This is a genomic window from Heliobacterium mobile (genome assembly GCF_009720735.1).
GTDB classification, from domain to species: domain Bacteria; phylum Bacillota; class Desulfitobacteriia; order Heliobacteriales; family Heliobacteriaceae; genus Heliobacterium; species Heliobacterium mobile.
In genome coordinates this window covers 160,275-186,271 of sequence record NZ_WNKU01000004.1, presented here as the reverse complement: position 1 = coordinate 186,271, position 25,997 = coordinate 160,275, and the positions used below count along the sequence as shown (strand labels likewise).

At 45.2% G+C, this 25,997-nt stretch carries 27 protein-coding genes and 1 pseudogene; 11 read left to right on the top strand and 17 right to left on the bottom strand.

Annotated features, from left to right (window positions below):
• Positions 1-84 precede the first annotated feature (84 nt).
• Both GJ688_RS20970 and GJ688_RS06025 read left to right on the top strand, forming a co-directional pair.
• The gene (locus GJ688_RS20970) at positions 85-210 is read left to right on the top strand and encodes a hypothetical protein (protein ID WP_268892031.1); all 126 of its coding nucleotides are present in this window, start codon (positions 85-87) and stop codon (positions 208-210) included.
• Between the two features lie 71 nt (positions 211-281).
• Positions 282-1,067: a YheC/YheD family protein gene (locus GJ688_RS06025; protein ID WP_155475632.1), complete on the top strand. Its 786-nt coding sequence runs from the start codon at positions 282-284 to the stop codon at positions 1,065-1,067.
• A gap of 157 nt (positions 1,068-1,224) precedes the next feature.
• Here the strand turns inward: GJ688_RS06025 and GJ688_RS06020 are convergent, their stop codons facing one another.
• Complete coding sequence (locus GJ688_RS06020; protein WP_207708766.1) at positions 1,225-1,938, bottom strand: DUF421 domain-containing protein; 714 nt, start codon at positions 1,936-1,938, stop codon at positions 1,225-1,227.
• A gap of 238 nt (positions 1,939-2,176) precedes the next feature.
• Here GJ688_RS06020 and GJ688_RS06015 point away from each other — a divergent pair, with 238 nt between their 5' ends.
• Entirely contained in the window at positions 2,177-2,386 is a 210-nt protein-coding gene (locus GJ688_RS06015; protein ID WP_155475631.1) for a hypothetical protein, read from the top strand.
• A gap of 108 nt (positions 2,387-2,494) precedes the next feature.
• The gene (locus tag GJ688_RS06010) at positions 2,495-3,511 is read left to right on the top strand and encodes a sodium:calcium antiporter (protein WP_155475630.1); all 1,017 of its coding nucleotides are present in this window, start codon (positions 2,495-2,497) and stop codon (positions 3,509-3,511) included.
• 178 nt (positions 3,512-3,689) lie between these two features.
• Here the strand turns inward: GJ688_RS06010 and GJ688_RS06005 are convergent, their stop codons facing one another.
• Positions 3,690-4,364 (bottom strand): hypothetical protein, encoded by a 675-nt coding sequence (locus tag GJ688_RS06005; RefSeq protein ID WP_155475629.1) that lies wholly within the window; start codon positions 4,362-4,364, stop codon positions 3,690-3,692.
• Between the two features lie 180 nt (positions 4,365-4,544).
• Between GJ688_RS06005 and GJ688_RS06000 the strand changes: the two genes are divergently transcribed.
• Entirely contained in the window at positions 4,545-4,781 is a 237-nt protein-coding gene (locus GJ688_RS06000) for a hypothetical protein (protein WP_155475628.1), read from the top strand.
• A gap of 33 nt (positions 4,782-4,814) precedes the next feature.
• Here GJ688_RS06000 and GJ688_RS05995 read toward each other — a convergent pair whose 3' ends face one another.
• The 4 genes from GJ688_RS05995 to GJ688_RS05980 form a co-directional block, all read right to left on the bottom strand.
• The gene (locus tag GJ688_RS05995; protein WP_155475627.1) at positions 4,815-6,110 is read right to left on the bottom strand and encodes a Ger(x)C family spore germination protein; all 1,296 of its coding nucleotides are present in this window, start codon (positions 6,108-6,110) and stop codon (positions 4,815-4,817) included.
• Positions 6,107-7,210 (bottom strand): GerAB/ArcD/ProY family transporter, encoded by a 1,104-nt coding sequence (locus GJ688_RS05990; protein ID WP_155475626.1) that lies wholly within the window; start codon positions 7,208-7,210, stop codon positions 6,107-6,109. The genes GJ688_RS05995 and GJ688_RS05990 overlap by 4 nt, the downstream gene beginning before the upstream one ends.
• On the bottom strand, positions 7,207-8,901 hold the full coding sequence (locus tag GJ688_RS05985; RefSeq protein ID WP_155475625.1) for a spore germination protein: 1,695 nt from the start codon (positions 8,899-8,901) through the stop codon (positions 7,207-7,209). The genes GJ688_RS05990 and GJ688_RS05985 overlap by 4 nt, the downstream gene beginning before the upstream one ends.
• Positions 8,902-9,246: 345 nt before the next feature.
• Positions 9,247-10,428, bottom strand: a complete 1,182-nt coding sequence (locus GJ688_RS05980) for an aminotransferase-like domain-containing protein (protein ID WP_170291717.1) — start codon at positions 10,426-10,428, stop codon at positions 9,247-9,249.
• 201 nt (positions 10,429-10,629) lie between these two features.
• On the opposite strand from GJ688_RS05980, the gene GJ688_RS05975 reads away from it, so the two are divergent.
• The 4 genes from GJ688_RS05975 (at position 10,630) to GJ688_RS05960 (ending at position 15,060) form a co-directional block, all read left to right on the top strand.
• Positions 10,630-12,501, top strand: coding sequence for an MASE3 domain-containing protein (locus tag GJ688_RS05975; RefSeq protein WP_155475624.1), 1,872 nt, complete (start codon positions 10,630-10,632; stop codon positions 12,499-12,501).
• 72 nt (positions 12,502-12,573) lie between these two features.
• Positions 12,574-13,200, top strand: a complete 627-nt coding sequence (locus GJ688_RS05970; protein WP_207708765.1) for a gamma carbonic anhydrase family protein — start codon at positions 12,574-12,576, stop codon at positions 13,198-13,200.
• Positions 13,201-13,538: 338 nt separating this feature from the next.
• A complete protein-coding gene (locus GJ688_RS05965; RefSeq protein WP_155475623.1) occupies positions 13,539-14,000 on the top strand; it encodes a hypothetical protein in 462 nt (153 codons plus the stop codon).
• A gap of 682 nt (positions 14,001-14,682) precedes the next feature.
• A complete protein-coding gene (locus GJ688_RS05960) occupies positions 14,683-15,060 on the top strand; it encodes a VOC family protein (protein ID WP_155475622.1) in 378 nt (125 codons plus the stop codon).
• Positions 15,061-15,226: 166 nt separating this feature from the next.
• Here GJ688_RS05960 and GJ688_RS05955 read toward each other — a convergent pair whose 3' ends face one another.
• The 6 genes from GJ688_RS05955 to GJ688_RS05930 form a co-directional block, all read right to left on the bottom strand.
• Positions 15,227-15,433, bottom strand: a complete 207-nt coding sequence (locus GJ688_RS05955) for a cupin domain-containing protein (protein ID WP_170291722.1) — start codon at positions 15,431-15,433, stop codon at positions 15,227-15,229.
• A gap of 3 nt (positions 15,434-15,436) precedes the next feature.
• On the bottom strand, positions 15,437-15,934 hold the full coding sequence (locus GJ688_RS05950; protein ID WP_155475621.1) for a GNAT family N-acetyltransferase: 498 nt from the start codon (positions 15,932-15,934) through the stop codon (positions 15,437-15,439).
• Positions 15,935-15,965: 31 nt separating this feature from the next.
• Complete coding sequence (locus GJ688_RS05945) at positions 15,966-16,754, bottom strand: methyltransferase domain-containing protein (RefSeq protein ID WP_235910800.1); 789 nt, start codon at positions 16,752-16,754, stop codon at positions 15,966-15,968.
• Between the two features lie 46 nt (positions 16,755-16,800).
• Positions 16,801-18,873 carry a methyl-accepting chemotaxis protein gene (locus GJ688_RS05940; protein WP_155475620.1) on the bottom strand — a complete coding sequence of 691 codons (2,073 nt, stop codon included), beginning with the start codon at positions 18,871-18,873 and terminating at the stop codon, positions 16,801-16,803.
• A 165-nt stretch (positions 18,874-19,038) separates the two neighbouring features.
• Positions 19,039-19,350, bottom strand: a complete 312-nt coding sequence (locus GJ688_RS05935) for a hypothetical protein (protein ID WP_155475619.1) — start codon at positions 19,348-19,350, stop codon at positions 19,039-19,041.
• A 66-nt stretch (positions 19,351-19,416) separates the two neighbouring features.
• Positions 19,417-19,557, bottom strand: a complete 141-nt coding sequence (locus tag GJ688_RS05930) for a hypothetical protein (RefSeq protein ID WP_155475618.1) — start codon at positions 19,555-19,557, stop codon at positions 19,417-19,419.
• 266 nt (positions 19,558-19,823) lie between these two features.
• Between GJ688_RS05930 and GJ688_RS21285 the strand changes: the two genes are divergently transcribed.
• Entirely contained in the window at positions 19,824-20,228 is a 405-nt protein-coding gene (locus tag GJ688_RS21285) for a MerR family transcriptional regulator (protein WP_328597322.1), read from the top strand.
• Positions 20,229-20,240: 12 nt separating this feature from the next.
• Positions 20,241-20,591: pseudogene (locus GJ688_RS21280) on the top strand (TipAS antibiotic-recognition domain-containing protein); the annotation flags it as partial.
• A 155-nt stretch (positions 20,592-20,746) separates the two neighbouring features.
• Here the strand turns inward: GJ688_RS21280 and GJ688_RS05920 are convergent.
• The 5 genes from GJ688_RS05920 to dusB all read right to left on the bottom strand — a co-directional run bounded on the left by GJ688_RS05920 (position 20,747) and on the right by dusB (position 25,953).
• Positions 20,747-22,963, bottom strand: coding sequence for a YcdB/YcdC domain-containing protein (locus GJ688_RS05920; RefSeq protein ID WP_155475617.1), 2,217 nt, complete (start codon positions 22,961-22,963; stop codon positions 20,747-20,749).
• Between the two features lie 128 nt (positions 22,964-23,091).
• The gene (locus tag GJ688_RS05915) at positions 23,092-23,514 is read right to left on the bottom strand and encodes a hypothetical protein (RefSeq protein ID WP_155475616.1); all 423 of its coding nucleotides are present in this window, start codon (positions 23,512-23,514) and stop codon (positions 23,092-23,094) included.
• A 177-nt stretch (positions 23,515-23,691) separates the two neighbouring features.
• Positions 23,692-24,018: a DUF1904 family protein gene (locus GJ688_RS05910; protein WP_155475615.1), complete on the bottom strand. Its 327-nt coding sequence runs from the start codon at positions 24,016-24,018 to the stop codon at positions 23,692-23,694.
• A 66-nt stretch (positions 24,019-24,084) separates the two neighbouring features.
• Positions 24,085-24,633 carry an isochorismatase family protein gene (locus tag GJ688_RS05905; RefSeq protein ID WP_155475614.1) on the bottom strand — a complete coding sequence of 183 codons (549 nt, stop codon included), beginning with the start codon at positions 24,631-24,633 and terminating at the stop codon, positions 24,085-24,087.
• Positions 24,634-24,864: 231 nt separating this feature from the next.
• Positions 24,865-25,953: a tRNA dihydrouridine synthase DusB gene (dusB, locus tag GJ688_RS05900; protein ID WP_235910799.1), complete on the bottom strand. Its 1,089-nt coding sequence runs from the start codon at positions 25,951-25,953 to the stop codon at positions 24,865-24,867.
• Positions 25,954-25,997 lie beyond the last annotated feature (44 nt).

Below are 25,997 nucleotides of genomic sequence, written 5' to 3'. Positions count from 1 at the left end.
GGGTTAGCTTTAGGTTGTATCGAAAAACAGTGAAAAAGCGAGTATTACGGAGAAATGATTAATTTATTGAGGGAGGTAATACCTATGGGTGCATGCGGGTGCGGCACAGGCGGAGGCTATATTGGAAATAGCATTGTTGCCTTGGCGATCTTGATTATAATTATCGCTATTCTCGGCACCGGGTTCGGAATGGGCTTTGGTGCGTACTAAGTAACAATTTTTATTTAAGCGTGTGGCGGTGGAAACTGCCCACGCTTTATCTCTTTGATGGAGGTTATATTATGGCTAGAATCAAAAGAGGCCGTCGACTTGTGGGAATTGGAAAGTGGCGACTATGGAAATACTTCGCAAAAAACGTAAAAATACGCCCACATCTCCCTGATACCTGCCTTCTATCTGAGAAAACTTTTCTATCATTTCTTTATAAGTATGAGAGCATATTCTTAAAGCCGTGGGATGGATACGGTGGGGAAGGCATCTATAAAGTATGGAGGGAAAATCAAAATTATTTTTTTGTGAAAGAACGAGGAGAACCTGAAATTTTTTCCGAAATCGGACAATTGTACACTAGTTTAAAAAATAAAATTGGTGAAAAACGTCAATATATTATTCAACAAGCTGTTGATCTTGCCGTTATAGCAGATAGGCCATTTGATATTCGAATCATGTTTCTGAGATATAAAGGAAAATGGAAATATGTAGGTATGGTAGCAAAAGTGGCAGGTAAAGACAGTGTTATTACCAACGTTAAAAGAGGTAAAGGATATACCGTTAACGTTGATAGAGCCTTACAGCAATCATTTAACTTGGATGACAATAAAATCAAGAAAAGAAAAAAAGAAATGATACTTCTTGGATACCGTACATGTTACCATTTTGACCAGTATAAACGTTACTTTAGAATGGGACTTGATATCGCCCTCGATAAGGAAGGGAGACTGTGGATGTTTGACCAAAATACAGTCCCAGCCCTATTTCTGTTTAGAAAAGATAAAAGAGCATATAAAAAAATACAGTCTATTTTACGCAATCAAAGAAATAGAAAACAACAAAGAGTTCCAAAGTAGGCCTAACCGTTAAAAATCCATTTAATTAGCCAAAGTTTATGATAATGGGCATATATTTTTACTTCTTCTATCGCTATTTATGGAGCAGTTGGGATATGCTCTCGTACCTCACCCGATCAGAAGTGGGTCCGGACGTTTTCTTGGGTACTTAGGTCCATTATTCAATCCCGTATTCCCCTTCGAGTTCGACCCGTTTTCTTTTTTCGGATATATACAAGTTACCGGAGGTATCAAGACCCGCGTAAAAAACCTCCGACGGGTTGTTTATTCCAAACCTATTTAGTTCACGGTTTAACCAGCCTTTATCTAGATTAGCTTGCTCTAAATTTTCCCACATAACCTCGCCATCAATGATTATATCTTTTGTTAAACCTTGATATTTCGTAGGGATTTGTAAATCTAAAGGTGTAAGTGGTTGTTTTTGAGACTTAAGTTGGACCGAAATCTCACCGTCATTCTCAAGAAGTGCAAACTCAACATCACCGACATTAAATACGTTTTTTTGCCGTAGGATCGAGTTCATCTCATTTAACGTTACTCTTGTCTTGCTTAAATTCTGTTCGATTATTTTTCCGTTTTCGATTAACACTATCGGTTCCGAATCAAATAGTTTTCTTGCGGTAAAGCTCTTAATATGTGTAAAATCAGCTATTATCGCCAAACTACCAAAAACAACTAAGGCTACTAAGGCGGAAACGCTTCGTTGCCCCTCGATGGCCAGAAGAGCAGTCATTTCACCCAGTATTATTGCACTAATGAAGTCGGAAATGGTCATATGGGATAACGCTTTGCGTCCTAAAAGGCGGGTTAATAATAACACGAAGAAATAGGCAAAAATTGTACGTATTAGAGTCATTAAACTCTCTTCCATAAAGAACCCCTCCCGGACTTATGACTATTTTCTCCATAAATTTCTTCATTAATTCCGTTAATTAAAAAGTAAAAAGCGTCCGGCATTGGAGGGACCGGACGCTTTTTGATAACAAAAATTGCAGGAATAAGCTTAAATAAAGCGTGTGGCGATAGAAACTGCCCACGCTTTTTATCTAAACGGTTTACATATTTTCGCATAACCTAATATTGAAAGAGTTTAGAAAGAAGGGATAGTCTTGGGTAAAAAAACATCTTCTTCAGCTTCTTCGGAACTAACAGGATTACGTTTTATGCAAGCACTAGGCCAACTACTCGTTGCTACGGGCGCTAGCCTCGCCTTTTATTCGCTAGTACGGCAAATTCCGTTATTGGAACAACAAGGAGACATAATTAAAAAATTATCTCGGCTGGTAAAATATATAGCCGCTTCCTCCCCCTCAGCTTAACGCTGGTCTTACCCAGAATATCCCGTCCAATTCATTTATTTATTGGAATACAGTAATACCTTTTTTGGCATTTTAAGATAACAAAGGGTATTAGGGGGAACAGATTTTTTGATTATTACAGTATTCGTTCTGCTAGCGTCTGCCCTGCTAATCTTCTTTAGCTGTGAACTTTTCGTAAATAGCGTGGAATGGTTCGGAAAACGGTTTAATGTGGCAAAGAGTGCTGTCGGTTCAATATTAGCTGCGTTTGGGACTGCACTGCCGGAAAGCGTGGTTACTCTTACAGCCGTTGTCTTTGGTACGAATACCGACCAAAAAGACATTGGTGTCGGTGCGGCGATCGGAGGTCCTCTAGTTCTTAGCACAGTTGCTTATGCGGTTGTTGGCTTATCCATTTTCTTCTATCACAAACGACGGGCACAAGGAACAGATCTGCTCATTGATAGTCGAAAACTTACTCGCGATCAGTTGTGGTTCATGTCTATATTCGTATTAAGTTTCCTTTTAGGATATACATCCTACCCGGGAAAACAATGGATTGGATTGCTTTTGTTCGCTTCTTATGGGTTGTATTTCTTTCTGGAAATGAGGGCTACAGATAATGAGCAGCATGAAGATAAAGAGGAACTTGAGCCGTTAAGGTTCCGCCCCAACTCGAGCAACCCAGAGTCTTTATGGATAATAATCCAAACTCTAACCTCGCTTACTCTAATTTTTATTGGGTCTCACTATTTTGTGGGCCGATTGGAAACTATCAGCTTATCTTTAGGACTTTCACCTCATGTGGTTGCACTACTGCTTAGCCCTTTGGCAACAGAACTACCGGAAGTCGTCAATGTACTCATATGGGTTCGCCAAGGGAAAGAAGAATTGTCTTTGGCTAATATTAGCGGGGCCATGATGATTCAGACCACTATCCCTAGTGGTCTAGGTATCCTATTCACTCCTTGGCTTTTTGATAATTATCTGAAACTAGCCGCTGTAATGACGATTTTTTCAATTGGCTTTATATGGTTTATGTTGCGAAACAATCGACTTTCCTCTGGACGGTTAACATTTGCCGTTACCTTTTACCTCATTTTTGCAATCGGTTTCGTTATTGGAAACGGTAGATTAAACTCATAATACTGATACGGCTTGAGAAATAATTTATTAATTTCTAAGTGATAATCAACAAAAGACCTACAGCTTGAACAGGTGTTGCGCTTAGTAAAAACAAGCTTTGACGATAGGCCGCTGAAAGGTTCCCCCGTTTATGGAGACCAAGAGAACATCACTATTAACTTTGTAAAATACGTTATTTTTAAGCCGTTATGATATGTCCAATTGAAAGCAAACATCCGAGCAAAACCATAGAAACGTGGATTCGTCGCGTAATGCCGGGTCTCTGTAACCTGATCATTTGGGCAATACCCCCCAGAGCACCTACGAACATAACAACACTCGCTATAATCCCAAGAATAAATTTATCTTCAAAATGTCCCTCTCCAATATACATAGCTATTCCATGTGATAGGATAGAGGCGATTGCAACGAGTCCAATAACTTTATGGATACGGCCAAGGAATCGGGTAGCTTTCTGAGTCATACCTCTAGAAATGTTAACTTGACTACCTGGAGAGGCTGTTTTTTTAGTGTCTGGGCTATGTGGCTGAAGAGTCGTAGATGTTAAGGAAGTTGACTCCCTTGCTTCATTCGATGTCGCAGCAGAGACAGTTGCATTCAGACGTGTTAATCGTCGCAAGGGATAAAGTACTGCCGCACCTGCTGTTAGCCATGCTGCTAAAACACCTAGCCCTTCGCCGAGTTCCTTTGTCGGATTATCATCTTCACGCTCTCCACCTCTTTCTTTTCGCTCAGTAGTATAGTGATTTTTAGATTTCAAGTCATCCGCAAGAGCATAGTTGGGGATAGCGGAGAAAACGAATAATCCGTAAATCAATAAAAGACCACAGAGTATACTTTTGGCATTTCGCACAAGCTGGACCTCCCGTTGATTTAATATTAACATGTTTTTAATTTAATGGTTGTAAATGAAAATTGGCTGAATAAAAGGAGGGAAAACCTATGGTGCTTTTTGGCAAAAAACTTATACTTTGGTTTACCAACGCACTTCGCTGATACCGCTTAAATACCAGTCTCCCCAGTAGGCAAACAGGTGAATTTGGCTGACAACGCCGGAGGTCAGTTTTCTCTTACGACCAACAGCGAAGTCTGCCCTTCCATCACTGAGGATATGTCCGGCCACTTATCAAGCGAGGGTTCTTCAATCCCACAACTGTCACTTTTTAGCGTGGTTTTATTCATTTTTAAAGTGCGTTTTGGCATTGCCACCGTTCTTGAAAAAACAGAGCAGTCCGGCCACAATGGGCAGAACTGCCTGTCTATTCGATAGGAGGGCTGTGGAGTGAGGGGGACAATGTGTTAATTATGGTGCCCTCTGATATTCGTATTCTTTGGATGGTTGAATACGCAACCCAGGACGACGAATTTTTACGGAAACATGCACATCGACTTGTGCACGAGAAAATTCGTCTCTCCAATTGAGATCCTCTAAATCTTGAATTGTAGCCATATGCATTCGAACAAAACGCGAGAGAAAAAAGGGATCGATCTTCTTCTCTTGAGCTTTAGCAATAAGTCGCCGAACTTCTTTTTCGATTAGAGTTGCTGCGTGATTCTCCAATAGGGCAATTCCTTGGGAATCTACATATGGTTCGAGCGATTGGACGCTGCGTAGATCGCCATCCAACGAAAGCTGTATGGCGATATGGGGGGTGCCGCCCTCCCAGTCAATATTCGCCTCAGGAGATCTCGCTCTCTCGAGTTCCATAGAGTACACAAAGTGGCCACTAGGATCGTCAAAGGTCCACATCGAACGCTGATACGTATCCCGTAGAAGGTTATAGCTATTCGTCTCCCACCCGGACCATTTATCGATCAACTTTCCTTGATGAAAAATTCCGAGTCCAATAAACTCCGATGGATTTCCCCCAGAACGGGGGAGGCTCTCCGTCGTCTTACCACCGGGTTCCGTTTTCCCTGCTTCTCGGCGTTTATATTTCACCTCGGGCATCGGCTTTACTTTAGAGTCCACTTTTTCCGATTGAACCATGGGATTATTCTTGACCATGGGGAGTACCGGATCGAGATGATAGGTCTCCATCGCGGTGACAAATTCATGCAACGTTACCGGAGTTCCAAAACCTTGCTCGCGCATGTTTTGCATAATCCCGTCAATATAGCGGGCAACACTTCGTTCTAACACTGGTCTCGTAGACAAAAAAACTTCTCTCGCAGGCCCCTCTGTTAACAGTAAATAGGTGGTGCGTCGAAATTCAGGGTTTCTCTCTAGGGCATCCAGTTGATGATAAAGCAGCTCATCGCGAGCCAATTCTTCACCGAAAAGAACTGTCCGTAAGTGACGAAAATCTAGTTTCCTCTCTACATTTGTGCTTGCTAGGCTGATGCCTTCTGAAATAGATCGGGCATTGACGGTAATTATTTTTGTTGTTTCTTGTAACGTTGACGTTTCTCCCCCGGCTCGTATATCCATACTTCTTGGAATGGCCACTCGAAATATTAAATCTAGATTCCCATTTACGCCCTTATCGATCCCCATCGTTAATACGAACGCAGTCCGTTCCAACTCCCGCCCGGATGAACAACCGGAAGTTACTAAAATTAGTAACAAACTTATCAAACACAAAGAAATCGTTCTCATTTCAATTCCTCCGAGCTACGATGGAAAATCATAACCCAAATCCAAGTGATTACGGGGAGACCGTAAAAAAGAATGGGTAAAAGCATCATCAAGTACGTATATGTATGAACGGCCTCAATGCTACTTTCCGGGAAAAAAGCCACAACCACCGTAAGAAGGGTAAGCGGAATTAAAAAAGGACGGAAATCCGGTGCTCGACTGCCTTGTGTAGCGGCGATAGCGCTTGCATATAGACCCACAGCTAAACCAACCGCGGTTACCGTAGACCAGGCAAAGACCATAAACGGCTCTACCCGTTGAACGACAAACTGAAGATTGATTAACCTCGCCAGTTGGTACAGCGGGAATCCAATCTCCCGTGCGCCGGGAAAGTCGAAATTAAGATGAAGAACAATTTGAACTAACGTAAAGATAAGCCCTGTAAAGAGCAACGAAGCAACACCGACCTGACGGAAGGTTTTTTGGTTTCGAAACAACGGCGCAATAAGCATCAAAATCATAATCTCTTTAAAAAGACCTACAAAACGGAATCCCGTTTCAATGATGGCGATTCCCCCATATCCCAACCAGGGAGACAAGTAATAGATGTGTCCCTGGGAACCGGCTAAAAAGAGGGAGAGTATAAATACCGTGATGGCTAACGGGAATAGCAACCACGCTGATCTCGATAAATTTTCTAAACCGTTGAACGCGAGAAACAGGCCCAGCAAAGCGATCGAAATAATCACAACCGAAATCGGGGTGTTCGGTAATAGGGTCGTAATCGTGAATTCAGCAAAAATTCGCATCTGATAGGCCGTATGAATGACTAACATAACGGTTAATAACAACCCTAAAAACCATTGCACATAGCGACCCCACAATAAGCCAGCGATACTAAGCAAAGAAGCACGGCCAAAGCGGTTGGCGAGTCGTTCGATGCACAAAAACACAGGTACAACGCCGACGAGGGCAATCAGTGGCACCATCCACGAGGCGGTTCCGGCCGCCCAAGATAGTTCTCGGGGAATATGAAGAAAAAGTTTTACTGCGATAAACATGCTTACGAGAACAAATGCCTCGATGCCACCCAAGTGCCCTTCTTGCGATGATTGTCTCATGCCTGTTTATCCCCTTTGGCGGGTGAACTTACATCTTTAGTGATGAGCAATAGCTCCGGAGGTACCCTCGGGTCCCAAGGGCGATTCAGGGGTCGCTGCTTGAATTTATCGAGAGGACGAGTATAGAAAGGACGCCTTTCCACAGAGAAGGCCGCTGTGCGTACGAAGGTATCCCCGGAAGGGCCGTGAAGCGGGCTAAAGGGAGATAAAAAGGGAACACCTAATGACTTTAATCCACTCAAATGATGGACTAAAACAACAAGCCCGAGGAGAACACCATAAAATCCAAGAACACTTGCTAGGAACAGTAAAATCAACCGAACAATCCGAAGGCTGTTGACCAGTGAATAATGTGGAATCGAAAAACCCGCGATACCCGTTAATGCGGAAACAATGATCACCACAGGAGATACAATACCGGCTTCCACCACAGCTTGTCCGATGATGATTGCACCGACGATACCGACCGTCGGCCCGATGATTTTGGGTACACGAAGGGCGGACTCACGAATAAAATCAAAAGCTACCTCCAGAAACAGTAACGAAAATGCAGTGGAAAAAGGGACATGCTCTCTAGCCGCCGCTAGAGACAGCATCAAGTCGGTCGGTAACATCTCCGGGTGGAATACAACCATCGCCGTGTATAAGGCAGGTAAAAAAATTGTGATTAATGTACCAATGATCCGGATAAACCGTGCAAATGTACTGATCGGCCAGCGATAATAAATATCTTCTGGAGAATGAACTTGGGACCATAACGTTACCGGTGCCACGAGCGCCTGCGGACTTCCGTGGAGTAACACTGCAACCGATCCTTGAAGCAGAAAGGATAGGGTGCGATCCGGTCTTTCTGTCGTAATCATTTGAGAAAAAAGAGAAAAGGGACGATCTTCGATAAACTGTTCAAGCTGTCCTACGTTATATAACATGTCTACATCAACCGATTCGAGACGAAGGCGCATTTCCCGGATCAATTTCGGATTCGTAAGCCCATTGATATATAACAAATAAAACGCTCCCGATGCCCGTAACCCCACCGGAATGTCCTCGGCGATAAAATCAGGGGTAGCGAGACGGGAACGCAGCAGATACAGGTTGGTACTTACGTCCTCCGTAAAACCATCATAGGGGCCTTGAACGACGGTTTCCGTATGGGGTTCGCTAACCTCTCGTCCTCGATCCCCTTGAAAGTCAAGCGCCAACCCCCATTCAAAACCGTCGATATGGACAAATGTCATTCCCCGGATTATGCTTTGAACCGTATCTTCGCATGAAAAAGCAGCATTAACGATATGGCAGTATGTCAAATGGTCTTGCAAGTCATTTAAACATAACGGCCGACCTGTAGGTGGCAAAAACTCTACTAACGGCCCGATGAGAAACTCTTGAATCTTATTTGCGTCTGTAAGACTACGGTAGAAAGCGATAGTAATCTGGCCCCAAGAAGTCTGTAGAGATCGAATAATGAAATCTGGATTTTGCCGGGAACAGAATTTTCGGCCTAAGAATTCTTGGAACTCGTCTCGCGAAATGGGTAGTGGTGATAAGTTTTGCGTTTTTGATGGTTTCGTTCGACGCAAAAGAATGGCATTCTGCCCTTTCGTTCTGGAAGGACTGAGAGAAAAGGTTTTTCTTCGTACTGGTTCATAGGTAAACAATGAAAGAATTTTCTTTATCCAGCGATTTTGCATTCCGTCGGTTCCCCTTAAAACACACTAGCACCACAAAAATCCGCGTATAGTATTCGCCAGAATTACAGTGATTAGTCACAAACATCCCTTGTCCTTACAGGGCCGACGCAAAGAACTCCTCCTGCTCTTTTGGTGGGTCGATCAACTCCCGCCCGGCTAATTTTACAAGTTCAGACCTTGCTTTAATCGTGCTATCAAGGGTATTCTAAAGCTTCGGAAAGTCCCACAGTAGCTCCCCCTAACGTTGCCTCCTTTAACATCTCTAACGATCAAAAAAAGCTCGCCGAAGTCGGCGAGCTTTTTTGATGCACTTAATGGATGTTTGTCTCCTACACAGTAATACCGTTATATTAGCCTAGACGTAATAACTTCCCCCAACCGCTGAATGCCCTGCCGGGTCATATCCTCATTCGTACAAGAGAAGTTCAGCCGTAATGTATTGACTCCCTTTTTGTTGATATAAAAGGGATCGCCGGGAACAAAGGCCACCTTCCTCGCGATGGCTTCGTTAAACACTTGGACCGCCGAGACGCCTTCGGGAAGCGTGACCCAGAGGAACATTCCCCCTTCCGGTTTGGTGTATTGAATATCTTTGGGGAAATATGCTTCGATGGCTTCCACCATGACGTCCCGTTGGCTTCCATAAGCTTTCCGGATCGTTTCGATATGATCATCGATCGAGTAATCTGTTAGCAGTTGATGAATGATCCGCTGACCAAAATAGTTTGTGTGCAAATCAGAAGCCTGCTTCGCGATGATCAGCTTCTCCATGACCTCTTTCCGCGCCACGATCCATCCGATCCGGAAGGAGGGGACTACGATCTTCGAAAAGGATCCGAGCAATACGGTGTTTTCCGGGATGATTTTGTAAAAAGAGGGTTGTTCGCTGCCTAAGAAACGCAATTCGCCATAAGGATCGTCTTCGATGATGATGGTATTCGTACCTCTGACAATGTCGGCGATTGCTTTGCGCTTTTCCAATGTGTAGCTAATGCCGGCAGGGTTATGGAAGTTGGGGACGCAGTAAAACAGTTTTATGTTGTGGTTTCGGACGGCTTTTTCAAACTTTTTAATGTCGACGCCGTCATTCTCTAAAGGGATTGGATGAAATGTTGGCTTATATAAGGAGAAGGCTTGAATCGCCCCTAAGTAACCGGGCTCTTCAATCACCACATCGTCGCCATCATTGAGAATCGTCTTACCTAATAAGTCCAACCCCTGCTGGGACCCGGCTGTGATGAGGATATCATCAGGGTCTACATCGATGTTCTTTTTCGTCTTGTACCGCTTTGCGATCCACTCTCTCAGTCCCAGAAAGCCCTCCGATGAACTGTACTGCAAGACATCAGAGCCGAATAAATCAAGGACTTTGTTGGTAGCAGTTTTGATTTCGTTTACGGGGAAAAGGTCTCGATTAGGCAGACCACCGGCAAATGAAATAATAGATTCATCGACGGTAACCTTTAAGATTTCTCGAATGAAAGATCTTGGTACGTCGGTGATTCTATCAGAGAAAATCCCGTGCACAACTTACACTTCCTTATTCAATGTTTCTTATTAAGTATACGCCTATTCTTCCATCGTTTTCAAATGAATCACGTTTTTTTTGGAATCTTTGCGATAAGATTCAGGAACCTCTATCTGAATTATGTGTAAAAATAATCAATCCAAATACCATAATTCGACAAGATTCACTCGATTCATAGTGCATAATGAAGAAAAAACAGTATGTGCTGGGTGATATTATTGTCACATATCCTTAATAAACCAAAGCTTAAAACAGACTTTAACGTACTTTATCTTTTCCCCATCGTCTTAGCGTCCACTATTTTAACTTCCACTGCCTTCGAACCTTTTTGGAACGTTCATTACCACTTAGCACACAGCTTGGTTGAAGGTATCTGCATCTACCTGGCATTCACTGGTTTTATCATTGCTTTGACTTTATTTAGTCATGTACCCAACGAAATACAGTTGCTCGGTGTCGGTTTTTTATCGGCAGCGGTATTTGATCTCGCTCACATCTTATCTTCCGTTGGAGTTATTACCAGTTCATTGGCTAGCTTTGATTTAGCCGGTCGGTATTGGGTCGCAGGCCGGTTGGTGGAAGCGATCGTACTATTTTTGACGACAAGAGGGGTTTCTTTTCGGTATAATCCATGGTTTTGCTTTACTATCACACTTACTGTGATGTTGCTAGTTTCCTTCGCCTTTTGGCGTTTTCCCAACTTACTTCCTCCTCTATATCAGGTAGGCGTAGGAGCTACCTTGACGAAAGCCTTTATTGAATATATCATTGTGGCCATTTTTTCGTTAAGTTTGCTACATATTTATCGAACCTATTCAGGGGAATGTTTTTTTAATAAACGTCATGTCGTCCTGGCGATTCTCATTGCGATTCCGGCAGAACTCATATTCGCCGTCTTTCCTTCCACGACTTCCTTTCAAAGTGCCTGGGGACATTTGCTGAAAATCTGTTACTATTATTACCTGTTTAAGGGTATCTTCGTAAACACCATTATTTATCCTTATCAGCAGATGGAGCAATCTTTCGAACGATTCATGATATCTTTTCATTCCAGTCCGGTGATGAAGGTGATCATTTCTCTAAATGATTATAGCTATATTGACGTCAATCAAGCCTACTTAAACAATACTGGATTTACGCGAGATGACATCATCGGTAAGTCACAACGAGAAGTTAGTTCTCTTTCCCTTGACACTCACCAATTCATTGCGAACGGCCCTGTGAGTAACCTCCAAATAAAGTACAACACCAAGGAAGGTAATGTAAGAGAGGCTATTTTAAACACGGAAGTCATCATCCTCAACAGCAACCGGTTCCTTTACTATGAGTTTATCGATATCACAGAGAAGAACAGATATGAGAGGGAGTTAACCCGGTTAGACCGTCTAAATATCGTCGGACAAATGGCAGCGGGAATCGGCCATGAGGTGAGAAATCCCCTTACCACCGTTCGGGGATTTCTGCAGATATTCTCCAAAAATGAAGAGTTGAAAAAATATGAAGACTATCTTCATTTGATGATCAGTGAACTTGACCGGGCTAACGCGATCATCACGGAGTTTCTTTCGCTGACCCGGACGAAGTCCGTTCATCAAAGCGAGCATAGTTTGAATGATATCATCAATCATCTTATGCCTTTATTGCAAGCAAAAGCCTGGAAGGAAGATAAATCGATTACCCCGGACTTACATCCCATTCCCAAGATACTTCTTAATGAAGATGAAATCCGTCAATTGTTATTGAACTTGATCAACAACGGTCTGGACGCATCCGAAGCAAAAGGCGCAGTAACGATAAGCACCTATGGAGAAGACGAAGCTATCATCCTTGCGATCAAAGACGAAGGTGCAGGAATTCCAAAAGAAGCACAAGATAAGATTGGACTTCCCTTCTATACAACAAAAGCGAGTGGGACTGGCCTAGGGTTGGCCACTTGTTTCAAAATCGCCGAGCGGCATAACGCAAAAATAGATTTTGTCACAGGCTCGGAAGGCACTACATTCTTTGTAAAATTTCAACCGGTTCGTTACGAAATAGAAAATACAACAAACAGCTTATCCATATCTGCTTAGTAAAAAAGCGTGATCCACTTCGGTCACGCTTTTCTATCCGTCCATATCGTTTATTTTTGGAAGGTGATTATGATGTTGATTCGCCATCGCGGCTATGAGCCGAAGGTGGAACGGACTACCTACATGGCCCCGACGTCAACGTTGGTGGGCAAGGTGACTGTAGGTCCTCATGGGAGGATCATGTTCGGAGCGGTTTTGAACGCTGAGTCCTCGGAGATCACCATCGGCGAGTATGCCATCATCAGTGAAAATGCAGTACTTCGCGGGAACAGGTCATCTACGGCACTGCCCGTACATATTAGAGATCATGTGTTTATCGGTCCCCATGCTACGCTTTTAGGCTGTTCCGTGGATTCTTGCACATACATAGCGACAGGGGCCACCATTCTCCAAGGAGCGAAAATCGGCTCCGGTGCAGTAATTGCTGTCGGTGCCCTGGTCCACGCAATGACGGTTATCCCCGAAGGCTTTTTTGTGCCGCCCTTTTCTATCGCCATCGGCGATCCCGTTACGATCTACAGCCCTGATCAACTAGAAGCCGTTGGTGAGGCAATTCGAAAGGTCGGCTTTGCCAAAGCTGCATTTGGCATCGAAGAAACCTTTGCAGAGCGAAAAGATCTATACAAGATGACGACAACGATCCGCGCCGATGAGTATAGGGCTCACTTTCAGGATGTAGTTTTAGATCCCCTGGATTAACCGTTCCGCTTTACCTGCTCCAGATTAGTTTAATATCTCTTCTATCGGTTCCTACTAAGTACATTTTAGTCACATCGTCTAACCCTTCTGGTATTTTAATTTCGAAATTCCCTGTCGGATGTATGCTACTCACAAGACTATAACGCAATTGCAAATAAAGGCTGTTCTTTTCAACCATGCAGTTATAGCCGCTAAATCCTAAGGAGCTGCTCATTATGTCCCCTTTAATATACAGAGAATTATCACTCTCCCCTTTGACTTGCTCGATGACTACAGAATCGGGATGAACCAATTTACCCTGTATGAAAAGGGAGAAGAATCCATAAATACTCACTACCATGACTAAGACAACCATCATCGCGATCATTCTTTTGGTTGAGAACAACATAGTCACCCCCGTATCCCTCTTCTGTCTAAAAAGCCCCTTGTTTTACGAGACCCAAAAACTTTACTCCGTTCTAGTCGCCCCCTCCGCCGCCGCCATCTCCCCCACTGGTGCCACTGTCGCCGCTACAGTCGCCGCCGCAATCACTACCACCGTTGTCGCAATCTCCACCGCCGTCACTACCCCAGAAATTCCAACCCCCGTCGCTGCTGTTGCAATCATCGTCAGAACCAAAGTCAACATCAACGCCGCCATGATCGTATCTTTGGCCACGGGCGAGTTTCATTACTATCGCTATAACCGCTATGACAGCTACCAACAGAAAAGAATCCATCTTGCCGCCTCCTTAACCGGTAGAATCGCTGATATCCTTCGTGGAAGATATCACAAAATCCTCCTCTTCTTAGGTGGATGACATGCCATTGATTGCAAATAAATCGCAACAAAAAAAACAACCCAGGTATGTTCCCAGGTTGTTAATAGGTCAAATCTTGTCTATCCGTTAAAACACCGACCAGATGACGACTACAGATAAGATGACGGTAACTATCCCTTCGATGCCATTAACAAAACTTTCTTGTTTTTCATGCTCGTAATCTAATGACTGTTTCATTATGACACCTCCGACGCATTTTAAATTTAGCTGTCCAATTGGGTGGACTGTAAAGTTTCTTCGCAACCTCATTATAAAGCAAACTTATTGATAATTACTACTAGTAATGAAAACTTAATAAACGTGCGTAAATGATTTCTTTGCCTTTCGTCGTTGCGAATAAATTAAGGGTTTACATCGTAACATTCTCATCGCCCCCTCTCCGAGCCCGCAACAAAAATAAAAGAGGCCCGATACAAAAAGTACCGAGCCTCCAGTCTTTCTGGTTAACTCTTCCGTAGAGATCATTGTCGTGCTTTAATTATATGCGAGAACTCACCATTTGTTCAACTCCTTAGTATTTATTACCCACGATTTATTTTATTTTCCACGATTCATTTTCCATAAGAGTGCATACTCCTGGAAATAATGGTAATCTTTTGCCGAATCCCGACATCAATTCTGCAGAAACTACATTTTACGAACGACGAAAAGGAGCGGAGATATGTTTCAAAAGATAGACCATGTCGCCATCACCGTAAAAGACCGAGTTGCGTCAATTCGCTTTTACGAAGAGCATCTTGGTTTTCAAAAATACTATGAGCACGATGTTCCCGCCCCGGGGATTGAAAAAATCGCCTATCTTCGTTTGGGAGATACAGTCCTCGAGCTGATTCACATGCCTGAAGGTCCGAAAAACAGCGGCTATCACTTTTGCCTGATCAGTGATGATTTTGACGGAGATTTTAACCGTCTTAAATCTGCTGGCATACCGATAGCCCAACTCCCTCATACTTCGGCGGCACGAACTCCCGAAGAAGAAGGCTGGAGACGAGTGGTCTTTCTCGGTCCTGATGAAGAGATGATCGAGTTTCGAGGATAGGATAGTATCTAGCGTTCTTTCATCGTCTACCACTTGTTTTCTCGATTCGGTGCATTCTCATGGCACAAATATATATCGCTTAAAATGCAAGTGGCTCATCGCTTTACCAAGCTTGAGCCACTTTTTCTTTGCGTTCCTTGGCTTCACCTTTGAAAGGTGGCTTCCTTTAATCGCCTTTCGGGTTTACGGTGTCTTTTTCGACCATAAGAATGACCGTTTTCTCGGGAGCTCTTGTGCGATGGACTACCCCTTTCGGTACTGTATAGCCTTGTTGGGGATATAATTCTATCGACTCATTTTCCAGATCGATGTACAACTTGCCGGACACAACATAAAAGAACTCATCTTCCTGTTCATGCTGGTGCCAGTGAATGAATTACGGTTTAGAATCCGTAGATAAGCGATATAACGATACGGTTCGCCCTTCGATGCTCGAAGGTGATTCACACATATACGTGGCTCCCAGCTTGTCATAGAAACCTCTCGCATAGGGATCGGAGAATATGAATAACTCGGCGATTCCTTTTTCCCGGCAAGTAACTTTGAGGAAAGAGATCAGTTTTGAGCCGATGCCTTTCTTTATGTACACAGGACGAATGAAAATATGCTCCAACCAGAATCCTTTCTGTACAAATACTTTTCCTGCCCAAAAGTCCTCTTTTACTTCCACTACAGACATATACCCGGCAATCTGCCCTTCAACCTCGGCCACGAAGACCAAGTTGTTCTCTATGTAAGCAGGGGTAATGGTCAACTCATTTTTCCAAACGACGAAGTACTCCTTTGGGTAGTTCCAATATTGTTTCGACGAAAAGGAAATCTCCGTTAAGGTATCGGTTTCTGCGACTCGCGCTTCTCTGATTTTCAGTTCCATAATTCCACCTCTTGACGTAAGCTCTTCAAGCTCATTTTCGAGCCAATACATTGATCCGGCGGAAAGTCTCAAAACATGTACCGTCCGGCTGTTCTGTCCTCTCTATCATCCGCTTGATAACCTCATCGACAAAGCCTCTCTTGCCGTCCTCCGGTAAATATTTTAAAAAGGGTACGACAGAGGGCTGTTCTATCCATCGAATCATTTCATCTTTGTTTTTGAAGTATCTGTCGGAGTTCTCCTCCCAAACTAAGACGTCTCGAAAGTTTGACCGTTCGACGAGTTCCCTGTAATCATCAACCTTTGGCATATACCAAGGCCATTCAAAATCATCAAAGAATTCCCTGTAGGATGATTCGGTCATTATCTGTTTAATGACGCTAAAAAAGTTTGAACAATTCCCGTCCCCGGCAAAGTTAAATCGAAGTGTCCCTTGGGGTTTAAGGGCCTGGTAGGTTCTCTGTAAGAGGTTATCGTGGTCTTTCACCCAATGCAAAGCGGCGTTGGAGAAAATCAGGTCGAATTGGTTTTCGAAGCGAATCTCGTTGATATCCATCCGTTGAAAAGACACGTTCCTTTGCTCGAGTTCTCGGGCGGCGTTGATCATCCCTACGGAAGCGTCGATACCTAGTACGGTTCCCTTTGGCGTGCGATCGGCTAACTCTTTCGTTAATACTCCGTCGCCACAACCGAGATCGAGGATATACTCGGTTCCACAGAGGTTTAACTCGGAAATAATTTTATTTCCCCATTCTTTCTGATGCCCGGAAGCCTTTTTGTACTTTTGACCGTCGAATTCATGAGTGTTCAAACTACTCAATTTACAAACCTCCGAATATGAACGCCGCAGTGTTCTGTGGACGTCGTTAAACTTTTTTCATCAGCTTGTTGATCATTGAGATGACTCGCTTCGAGTTGGCTTCTAGTTGTTTGAGCATTCTACGCGCTTCGTCGTGGTTACCTACCTGGTATGCTTGAGCTGCTTTCAAGGCATATTCGTGAACCTTCTGGTGCGGCTCATCGATAGCGATGAAGTCTTTATCGTCTTTGAAGGAGTTATTTCCGTCAAAATACCATTTGCCTAACGCACACTCGCGGTGAGTATTCACGTCCTCGGGACGCACCATCTCTGTTCCGTTGATCATGTTGACGATTCGAACCTTCCAGAGTAAGTGGTCTGATTTCGCTTTGATCAGATGTTCTTCGTTCGACCAATTTTTAGAGGATGAATCGACGTTAAATAACTCCACCAAATTTCTCAATTCTTGCGCCATGGCGCTCGATTCCTCAGCACTGGCGGCAATCGTTTCCACAGAAGCTGTCGTTTCCTCCGTCGATGCTGCCACCTGTTGGACATGAATCGCCAGGGAGTCGATGACGGTCGCGAGCGTGTTGATCAGGCTGACGATGCGGTCGGAACTGGCTACCTCGTCCTCGGTCAGTTTGACGATACCTTGGATGGCTTGCTCTGTTTCTTGAACCGCCAGAAGGATGTTATCCAAGGCTTTGCCAGCTTCCGAAACGACCCGAACGCCTTCCTCCACTTCTTTTCGGCTCTCGTTGGTCGCTTGTACCGTTGCCTGTGTGCTGGCGGAGATTTTTTGGACCAACGCCGACACTTCTGCCGCCCCTTGAGAGGATTGATCGGCTAGTTTGCGTACTTCTTCGGCAACTACGGCAAAGCCACGACCAGCTTCCCCGGCTCTCGCAGCTTCGATCGCTGCATTTAAGGCCAACAGGTTCGTTTGGTTCGCCAGATTGGTGATCGTCTCCGTGATGACCCCGATTTCCTGGGAAAACTGGACCAGTTGGTTCATGAGTTTGCCCGTCTCTTCTGCCTTTTGGTTGATATTTTCCATCCGGCGTACGGTCTGTTTCACCGTTTCTTTACCAATCTCGGCTGTATCCATGGTTGCGTGGGAGGTAGCTGAGGCTTGTTTGGCCTTCTCTTTCGCCATCTGAATGAGCGAGGAAAGCTCCAACAGCACTTCCGATGACTCCAATACAGCCTCAGTGCCTCGCTCCGACTTCTCGGCTACATTTTGCATGTTCTGGGCCACTTCCTGGACAGCCACCGATACTTCTGCTGCCGATGCAGCCGTTTCTTCAGACCCTGCGGCTAGTTCGTCGGCCGCTTTGCGTGCGTGCTCCACCATTGCCGCTTGGCTCTTGACCATTTTATTGAAAGAGGCAGTCAGGTCACCGATTTCATCCATACCCTGAACGTCACCGAAGACGGTCAGATCACCCGACCCAGCCTTGGCCATTAATCGCTCCATATCGACGACAGGTTTGGATATGAGCCGGGCCATCCATGCCCCTAGCCCGAAAGATACCACCGTCGATAATAAAATGGCTCCCAGCATGGTGTAGATCGACCGGGAAAAATCGGCCTCTACTCTTTGCTGGATCTGATTCGCCTGGGCTTCTCTGTATTTGCCCAATTCCCGGCGAAGGAGCGTATTCGTCACGGAGTTGTTTAAATTGGCCCTATAGGCGTCAATAGCACCCTGGCGATTTCCTTCCATCGCCAGCTGGATCGCATGGTCTCGGGCTTCGCGGTTTTTCGGAATAATGTCCACCAGTACCTTGACGATCGCTTGCTCTTGCTCCGATAATGTTTTTTCTTGGTATTGGGCAAACAGTTCGTTTGATTGCTTAACATTTTCATCGAGGCGCTGCTTGATCTCTTTTTGTTTGTTCAGATCCGGTTCGTTGATGATTTCTAGAAGGTATTTATCGTTCATCAAGTTCAGTGCACGCGTTTCGTTCAGCCACTGTATGGGAAGTAACTGATCATGATACAACCGCTGCGATGCCTTATCCATCTCTTTCATGAAATAGAGCCCGATTCCGCCGATAGTCAAACTGAATAAGACACCGACGAGAACGATAAGTATGATCTTTTTAGAGATTTTTATGTCATAAATCCAACTCACGAGTACGATCCCTCCCTTTTTTTAATCCACCGGGTTAGGACATTCGGTAAATGAGTCATCGTCATCTCCCCGATGAATCCGCTCCCGTGATTGCTTTCGAGTTTCCCATCGATGAGAGGTTTTTCTCGGGGTGCATGTACAACTTAAAAGCCTTTTCCTACTGACTTACTCCCGGCAGAACTGGTACAGTCGATCTTGTTCCATTCCCATTAAACGTTCCGGTGTCGCTTCAGAAATGAGAACATCGATTCTTGGTTTGAGCGTAAATTCTTCCGTTCCAACACCTCCACTATACCAATGGTACAATAACCCTATTCGTGACGAATAACCAGAGGTTATAACCTCACGAATGATTTTCATCCATTTTTCCGCTTCCTCAGCTTTTTCAGATGCTTCCTGTTCATCGACATCGGGGCGGCTTTCATTTTTCGGTATGATGCCACCCGCTTCAATAAACGCTTTGATCTCTCTTTCCATCTGTTCGTTTCTCCATATGGCATCTAAAACTGTTCTACAGTCACAATATCTTTTTGTCGCCCGGTATTAGCGATCGCCTTTTACCAACTGGTTGAGGATATATGTATTTTCGACGGTCGAAAAATCCATCTCATATTTGTCAAGTAGGGGTCGCAGCATCTCCATGTCGGCTTCTTCCGGTAATACGGCCGTAATGAATACACACATTAAAAGAGCCTCCTTGCTAGCTTATAAGGTCTTTTGTCTGTGAAGTATTTTGTTCTAACGATCCGATTAGCGATTATTTAAAATAAATAAATTGGTATTCTGGATATATTTATAATACCATGGTCTGATAAAGCGCTTCAATCTTTAGCCGAATATACGAAAAAACACTTTCCGACATTTATCTCTTAGAAAAGTGATCGATTGATAAATGACTCTGTTGACTTTGACGTTACGTCTTGGTTTATTCTAATCCACGAGGTGATGAGATGGTCTATCAAGTGAAAGACGTGGCCGAGACGGCCGGAGTGACCGTGCGCACCCTTCACCACTACGATCAGATCGGCCTGTTAAAGCCCGCATCCACCACTGATTCCGGCTATCGGCTTTATACCGACCAGGACCTCGAACGGTTGCAACAAATCATGTTTCTCAAAGAACTTGACTTCGGTCTGCAAGAAATCAAGGAAATCATGGACACCCCCGGCTTTGACCGAAAGCAAGCGTTATCCTCCCAGAAGAAATTACTGCTCGAAAAACGGAAACGGCTTGACGCGATTATCGACTTAGTGGACAAAACACTCTACACCATCGAAGGAGGAGACCTCATGGGGAAACAGGAAATGTTCGAAGCTTTCGATATGACCGAAATCGAACGGCATCAGCAGCAATAAGCAGAAGAAACACGCCAGAAATATAAGCGATCTTCTGCTTATCAAGAAAGCCAAAAGAAAACGGCTGGCTATTCGCAAGCTGACTGGGCGGTCATTCAGACAAAGGCAAATGAAATCTATCAAAACCTCGCTGATTTGATGGCTCATGAGCCATCTGTGCCTCAGGTACAAGAGGCTATCGGTCAATGGCGACAGCACATTACGGATCACTTTTACAATTGCACCTTAGAAATTTTTCGAGGCCTCGGCGATTTATATGTACAGGATGCGCGCTTTACGGCTAACATTGACGGCATAAAACCAGGTCTTGCCGCCTTTATGCGTGAAGCGATGCATTTCTATTGCGACCGGCACGCAGAATAACCTTCCCGGTTACCAAATGAGTCGATTACGATTACCAAATGGTAATACGTCCATATCTGATTCATCGTGAAAAAGCCGTCTCCGATGTAAAACCACATTGGAGACGGCTTTCTTTAATTCAGAAAGAAGGATACACCGTGAGGCTAGACTCCCATTTAGAGGTCCGGATTTAGGTTAAGCATCTTCGCTACGGCCACTGCCGCATCCGCACGAGTAACCTTTTGGTCAGGTAGAAATCGGCCTTCCTGAGACGGTACGATTCCAAGAGCATCGGCAATGACGACATAGCCGATTCCTTCAACCGGGACTGCATCGGCATCGCTGAAGGGAACTTTATAGATTTGACTTAGCCGGGCAGAACGTTCCAAACCACAATAGCGGACAATAATTTTCGCTAGGTTCAACCGATCTATTTTATCTTCTGCCTTCACATTGGCATCAATCCAATTGTTCTGGCGGGCGTAGCGCATCACATTTTCATCCCTCGAAAGGGGCCCATCCTGTTTTCCAAAATGAGTATCATAGATGGCCCGCAGCAGTGAAACTGTTGTGATTTCTTCATCGGGATGGAAGTCCTCCCCATATTCGCGGAACAGATTCATCTGAGCGAGAAGTTTAATCTCTTTTTCGCCTCGATGTCCACGGGTGTCTTGAAAGATATCCCTTATCGGTAGGGCGATAGCTTGTCCGTTCCAGTCAAGCGGCTGGCCTGTCCTCCCATCGATGCTGTTGTACCCGCTCATTCCTGGCTTTAAAACAGGTTTATAAACCAACTTTGGTGTTTTGGCATCAAGGGGGCTCAGCGCCGTCGTATAACATAAGGTCATTGGACTATAGGCAAGGTATTTATCGGCTGCTTGCTCTGGAGAAAGCACTCCAGCGAGGGTTGGAAAGGAGATCTCTTCACCCCACTCACTAGTAAAGCTGGCAATGCGTTTATTCACTGTATCGACATTGACCTCTAAATAGTTTTGCATAAAGGGCACGCCATTGACCATCTGCCGGTATCTGAACGTTTGATAGGGCATATTCTTTCCATCTGCACGAACGAAATTTCTCATGTCGTAGTTGTCCAGTTTTGTCTGAGAAAATTTCTTCGACTGCACCGTTTTAAGGAACTCCTCAGCGATCGGCTGTGCTTCCTGGCGGTTCATTTGACCCGGCTGATTCTCCGATGCCGTAAATGTTTCGAAGCGATATAGTTCTCCGGTCTTGGCACTGACTGCGGCACTCGCAACCATCTCATGACTTTTATTTGCTACCCAATAAAAAGACCAAACCGGGCCTTGTTTATCGTCGGGATTGTCCAGTAATTGGGCAGAATTTAAGATTGAATCAGGAGGCAGTGCCAACCACTTCATTACCGCTGCGAGAGCCGTCTCTTTTTTCACCAGATTGGTCGAAAGCTTTATGGCTGCTTGTTCCTGCGGTGTCCATTTGGCGTTTTCCGGGACGCCACTTCCCATTCCGCCCATACCGCCACCTACAAAACCATATCCTTCGTAAAACATAGGCGGTGGTGTGATAGGCTTGCCCGTAAACGCGTCAATATTCCCGTCGGCTCGGTTGTACATCCGGTAGACAATTCCGGCCTGCCTCTTCTCTTTGGGATTTGAATGTACGCCTTCCTGAAGTATGTATTGCAGTTCCAACATCGGCGTATTCTTAAACGTTTCTACCGCTTGCTGGACCGAAATCAAGTTTTGCGGAGAAGGCAATGACTCCTTAGTCCATGTAAAACTATAGTTGTTTACATGCCCGTCGCTGCCAGCCACAGAAACGGATACGCCGTCTCCCGGAAAGGGGATCCCGTTGGTTTTACGCCGCCATTCAAAATGGTAGTAGCCCTCCCTCTCCCAGGGAGACCATTGAACACCGTCGACGGAGTTATCGAGTAATTCCATTTCAGCGATCTGTTCGTCCCCGAGAGCTTTTTGCATGATAGCTTTGGCCTTGGCCAGAGCCCCTTGGCGGGAGATGTTTCGTGTTTTATAGGCGTCTGGACGCATACTGCCGCCGCCCCTCGATTCGAACATGTTCAAGATCAATCCTGTGTCGGCATCAATGCGAATATTGATACTTCCCTCTTCTCCTACCTTCTGACAACTCCAATTTAACGACCAGAAGTGATTTTTATCAGAGGTCTCGTAATTGGAGGTAAATTGGTCATAATCTGGAGGGATGTCAAAACAGGATCGGGCCAGTTGAATCGCTTCTGCCAGTGTAGAAGCACTTTTCTTCTTGGCTTGCTCGGAGGAGAGCACCTCCGCATTCGCCGTCGCTGAGATTTCAGCGTATCCCATTGGGACTGCCGAAGTCAGCAACAGGGCCGTCAAACTGGCGGCGAGAAGTTTGGGTACCGGTCTACTCATATGTACATTCTCTTCCTTTCTCCAATAGGATTAGGATGTTATGTATTTATTAGATGCTGTATATATGACGTTTTTTGGAATAGAAAGGTTCCCCTCTCTCAACTGGCAAAAGGTTTGTCCCTTTCCCTTTATTCAATTTTATTCACGCTTCTTTTCACGATTCCAACCAGCGTCGTACCTAAGCAGATGAGCAGGATTATTTCCCCTAAAATCATGACTGGAATGTAATAAACGGCAATAGCTAGATTAGCGGTGATGCATCCACCGATTAGCACGAACCCTAGACATCTTTTTATTTTTTCTGAAAACCAGACCTCATTCCACATTAGCCCTGTGAGAAGTACCAAGATCGAAAAACCAATCCCGTGAGCGTGTTGTGCGTTGATCCTATTCCACCGACTTGTCGCGTCCCAATACAAAGCTAAACTGTTGTCAGCAACAGCTTGCTTGATGAGAGCGTCGAATACTCCATGCTGGTATCCCAGGTAATAGCCATAAATACAGTAAACTAAAACCCCAAAGAGACCGAAGACCAGTAAAATCCGTCGCATGAGACGACCTCCTTTGTTCAAGCGTTACTTTTCATTTTTAATAGTAAATTTATGAGATTCTGCCACTTGTATGTCACCGGAGAGAGTATAATAAAAGACTGCCTTTAGATCGGGCAGTCTTTTTTATCAAGAGTTAATCTTCAATTGTACACTCACTTTACCATCCTATGAGATCGATTAGTAATGTTCCCCGTTCTCATAGTACTTTTCTTCTTTCAGTACGATGAAATAAACTTCCACCTGTTCATACCCGGCGTCACGGACAAACCGATCGATGACCTTCGCCGCCCGATCTTGAATCTCTTGTCCCCTGTCAAACCAGTTCACCTGAATGAAGGGATAGGCCTTGGCGATCTCCCCGTCAGCGATAAACGTCGAGTGGATTTGCTCGATAGTAAAATAATCTTGTGGGCAGCCGATGACCTCGCTGAGTTCATCGACGAGAGGCTTGCTGATCTTTTTGATGTCGTTTAGTTCCATGCCTCGGATCATGATTTGCGGCATACTCCATCTCCTCCACGGTTCACCTTCGTCTATTATGTACTTAGCACTAGAGTAGCGGCTACGAAATTACTTGATTAATGGAGACAGTTCCTTGAATACATCTGTTCCCGCTCGCTTGAGTAGGTCGAAAAATACAGTTTCCGTATTTGTTACGACGGCACCCATAGAGGCCATCAACTCGAGTCCGTTCCGGCGGTTATCATCATCTCTGGAGCAGACTGCGTCAGAGGCGACGAACACACGATATTTATCACGCAGTAAGTCTCGAACGGTTTGAAAGACGCAGACATGGGTCTCCATCCCGGCCACGATGATCTTTCTTCGCTTCAGTTGGATGAGGCAGGACATAACTTCTCCCGAACAGCCGGAAAAGGTGATTTTCTCAAAGTGATGGGCGTCCTTGAGATTGTCCGTTAGGCCGGAGACCGTTCTCCCCAACCCCTTCGGGTACATCTCTACATAAATGATAGGGACGCCGAGACGTTTGGCGGCAGCGATAAGGATGCCCGTCTTACGGACTACCTCATCGCCCCGCTCCATCACCGCACAGAGTCGCTCCTGAATATCGATGATCATCAGGACCGTACTCTTTGCATCGAGGTAATACTTATCCATAGCTTTTCTCCTTAAGAAAGGTTTTTATCCAGCTACAGTGATAAAAGTATGCAATAAAAACTTTTCTTCTTCACAACTCTCCAGCCCCCTCCTGTATTCTGGAAAATATTTTGATGTTAAGTATGTAAAGGCAGTTAAAAAGAGGTGGAATCATCGATAAGCTCATCATCTTCTCAGGTGAGTATTTACTAAAAAAGGGCTTGCCTCCAGTGAAAGGAGACAAACCCGTCTTTATCTTGACTCTTCAATGATTTTTTGTTGTTCCAGATAAGCTTGCAGCAGACGGACGACCTCATCGAGCCGCTCTAAGGCGTTGATCTCGGCTCGCAGTCGCGAGGCGCCTCGTATGCCTTTTAAGTACCAACTCAAGTGCCCCCGCATCTCACGGACGCCACGGTCTTCCCCCTTCATCTCTACCATGCGTTCCAGGTGAATGAGGGCTTGCTGGATCCTTTCTTCTGCAGTGGGAGGAGGAGGTAATTCACCCGTCTCGACCCAGCGGACCAGGCGAGAGAAGATCCAAGGATTCCCCATACTGCCACGGCCGATCATGACACCGGCACAGCCTGTCTCAGCAAGCATCCGCATGGCATCCTCGGGCTCCCAGATGTCTCCGTTGCCGATGACCGGAATCGAGACATTTTCCACTGTCGCACGAATGATAGACCAATCGGCTTTTCCGGAATAAAACATCTCCCGCGTCCGCCCGTGGACGGTGATAGCCTGAACGCCGACACTCTCCAGACGCCGGGCCAGTTCCGGAGCCACGATTTGGCCGACGGACCAGCCGGACCGCATCTTGACGGTGACAGGGACCTTGACGGCGTTGACGACAGCTTCGGCGATTTTTACGGCCAGATCCGGTGTCCTCAGGAGGCAGGAACCTTCCTGATTGCGGACGATTTTTGGTGCCGGGCAGCCCATGTTGATGTCGATGATCGAGGCGCCTTCCGCTTCCACCATCTGCGCCGCCTTAGCCATCACATCCGGTTCAGAACCAAAGATCTGCAGGGCGATAGGCCGCGGCTCCCCGGCGATATCCAACAGTTCTAAGGTGTTGCGATTGCCGTAGGTGAGCGCCTTGTCCGATATCATCTCTGTGTAGACTAAGGGACAGGAATGATCTTTGAGCACCGACCGGAAGGGTTTATCCGTAATTCCCGCCATAGGTGCTGCAAAAAAGGGCAGCGAGATGGTCCAGGGACCGATCCGTACCGGTTTTACCTGCTTCAAGCCCCTTTGGACCAGTTGCTGCCTCTCTTCTCCATGATCGCCTTCCCTATGCTGTTGCTGGGGCATAATTTTTTCGTCTCTATTCATGCTTCCATCCGTTTATCATTCATCACATATGTCAGATTTCAATG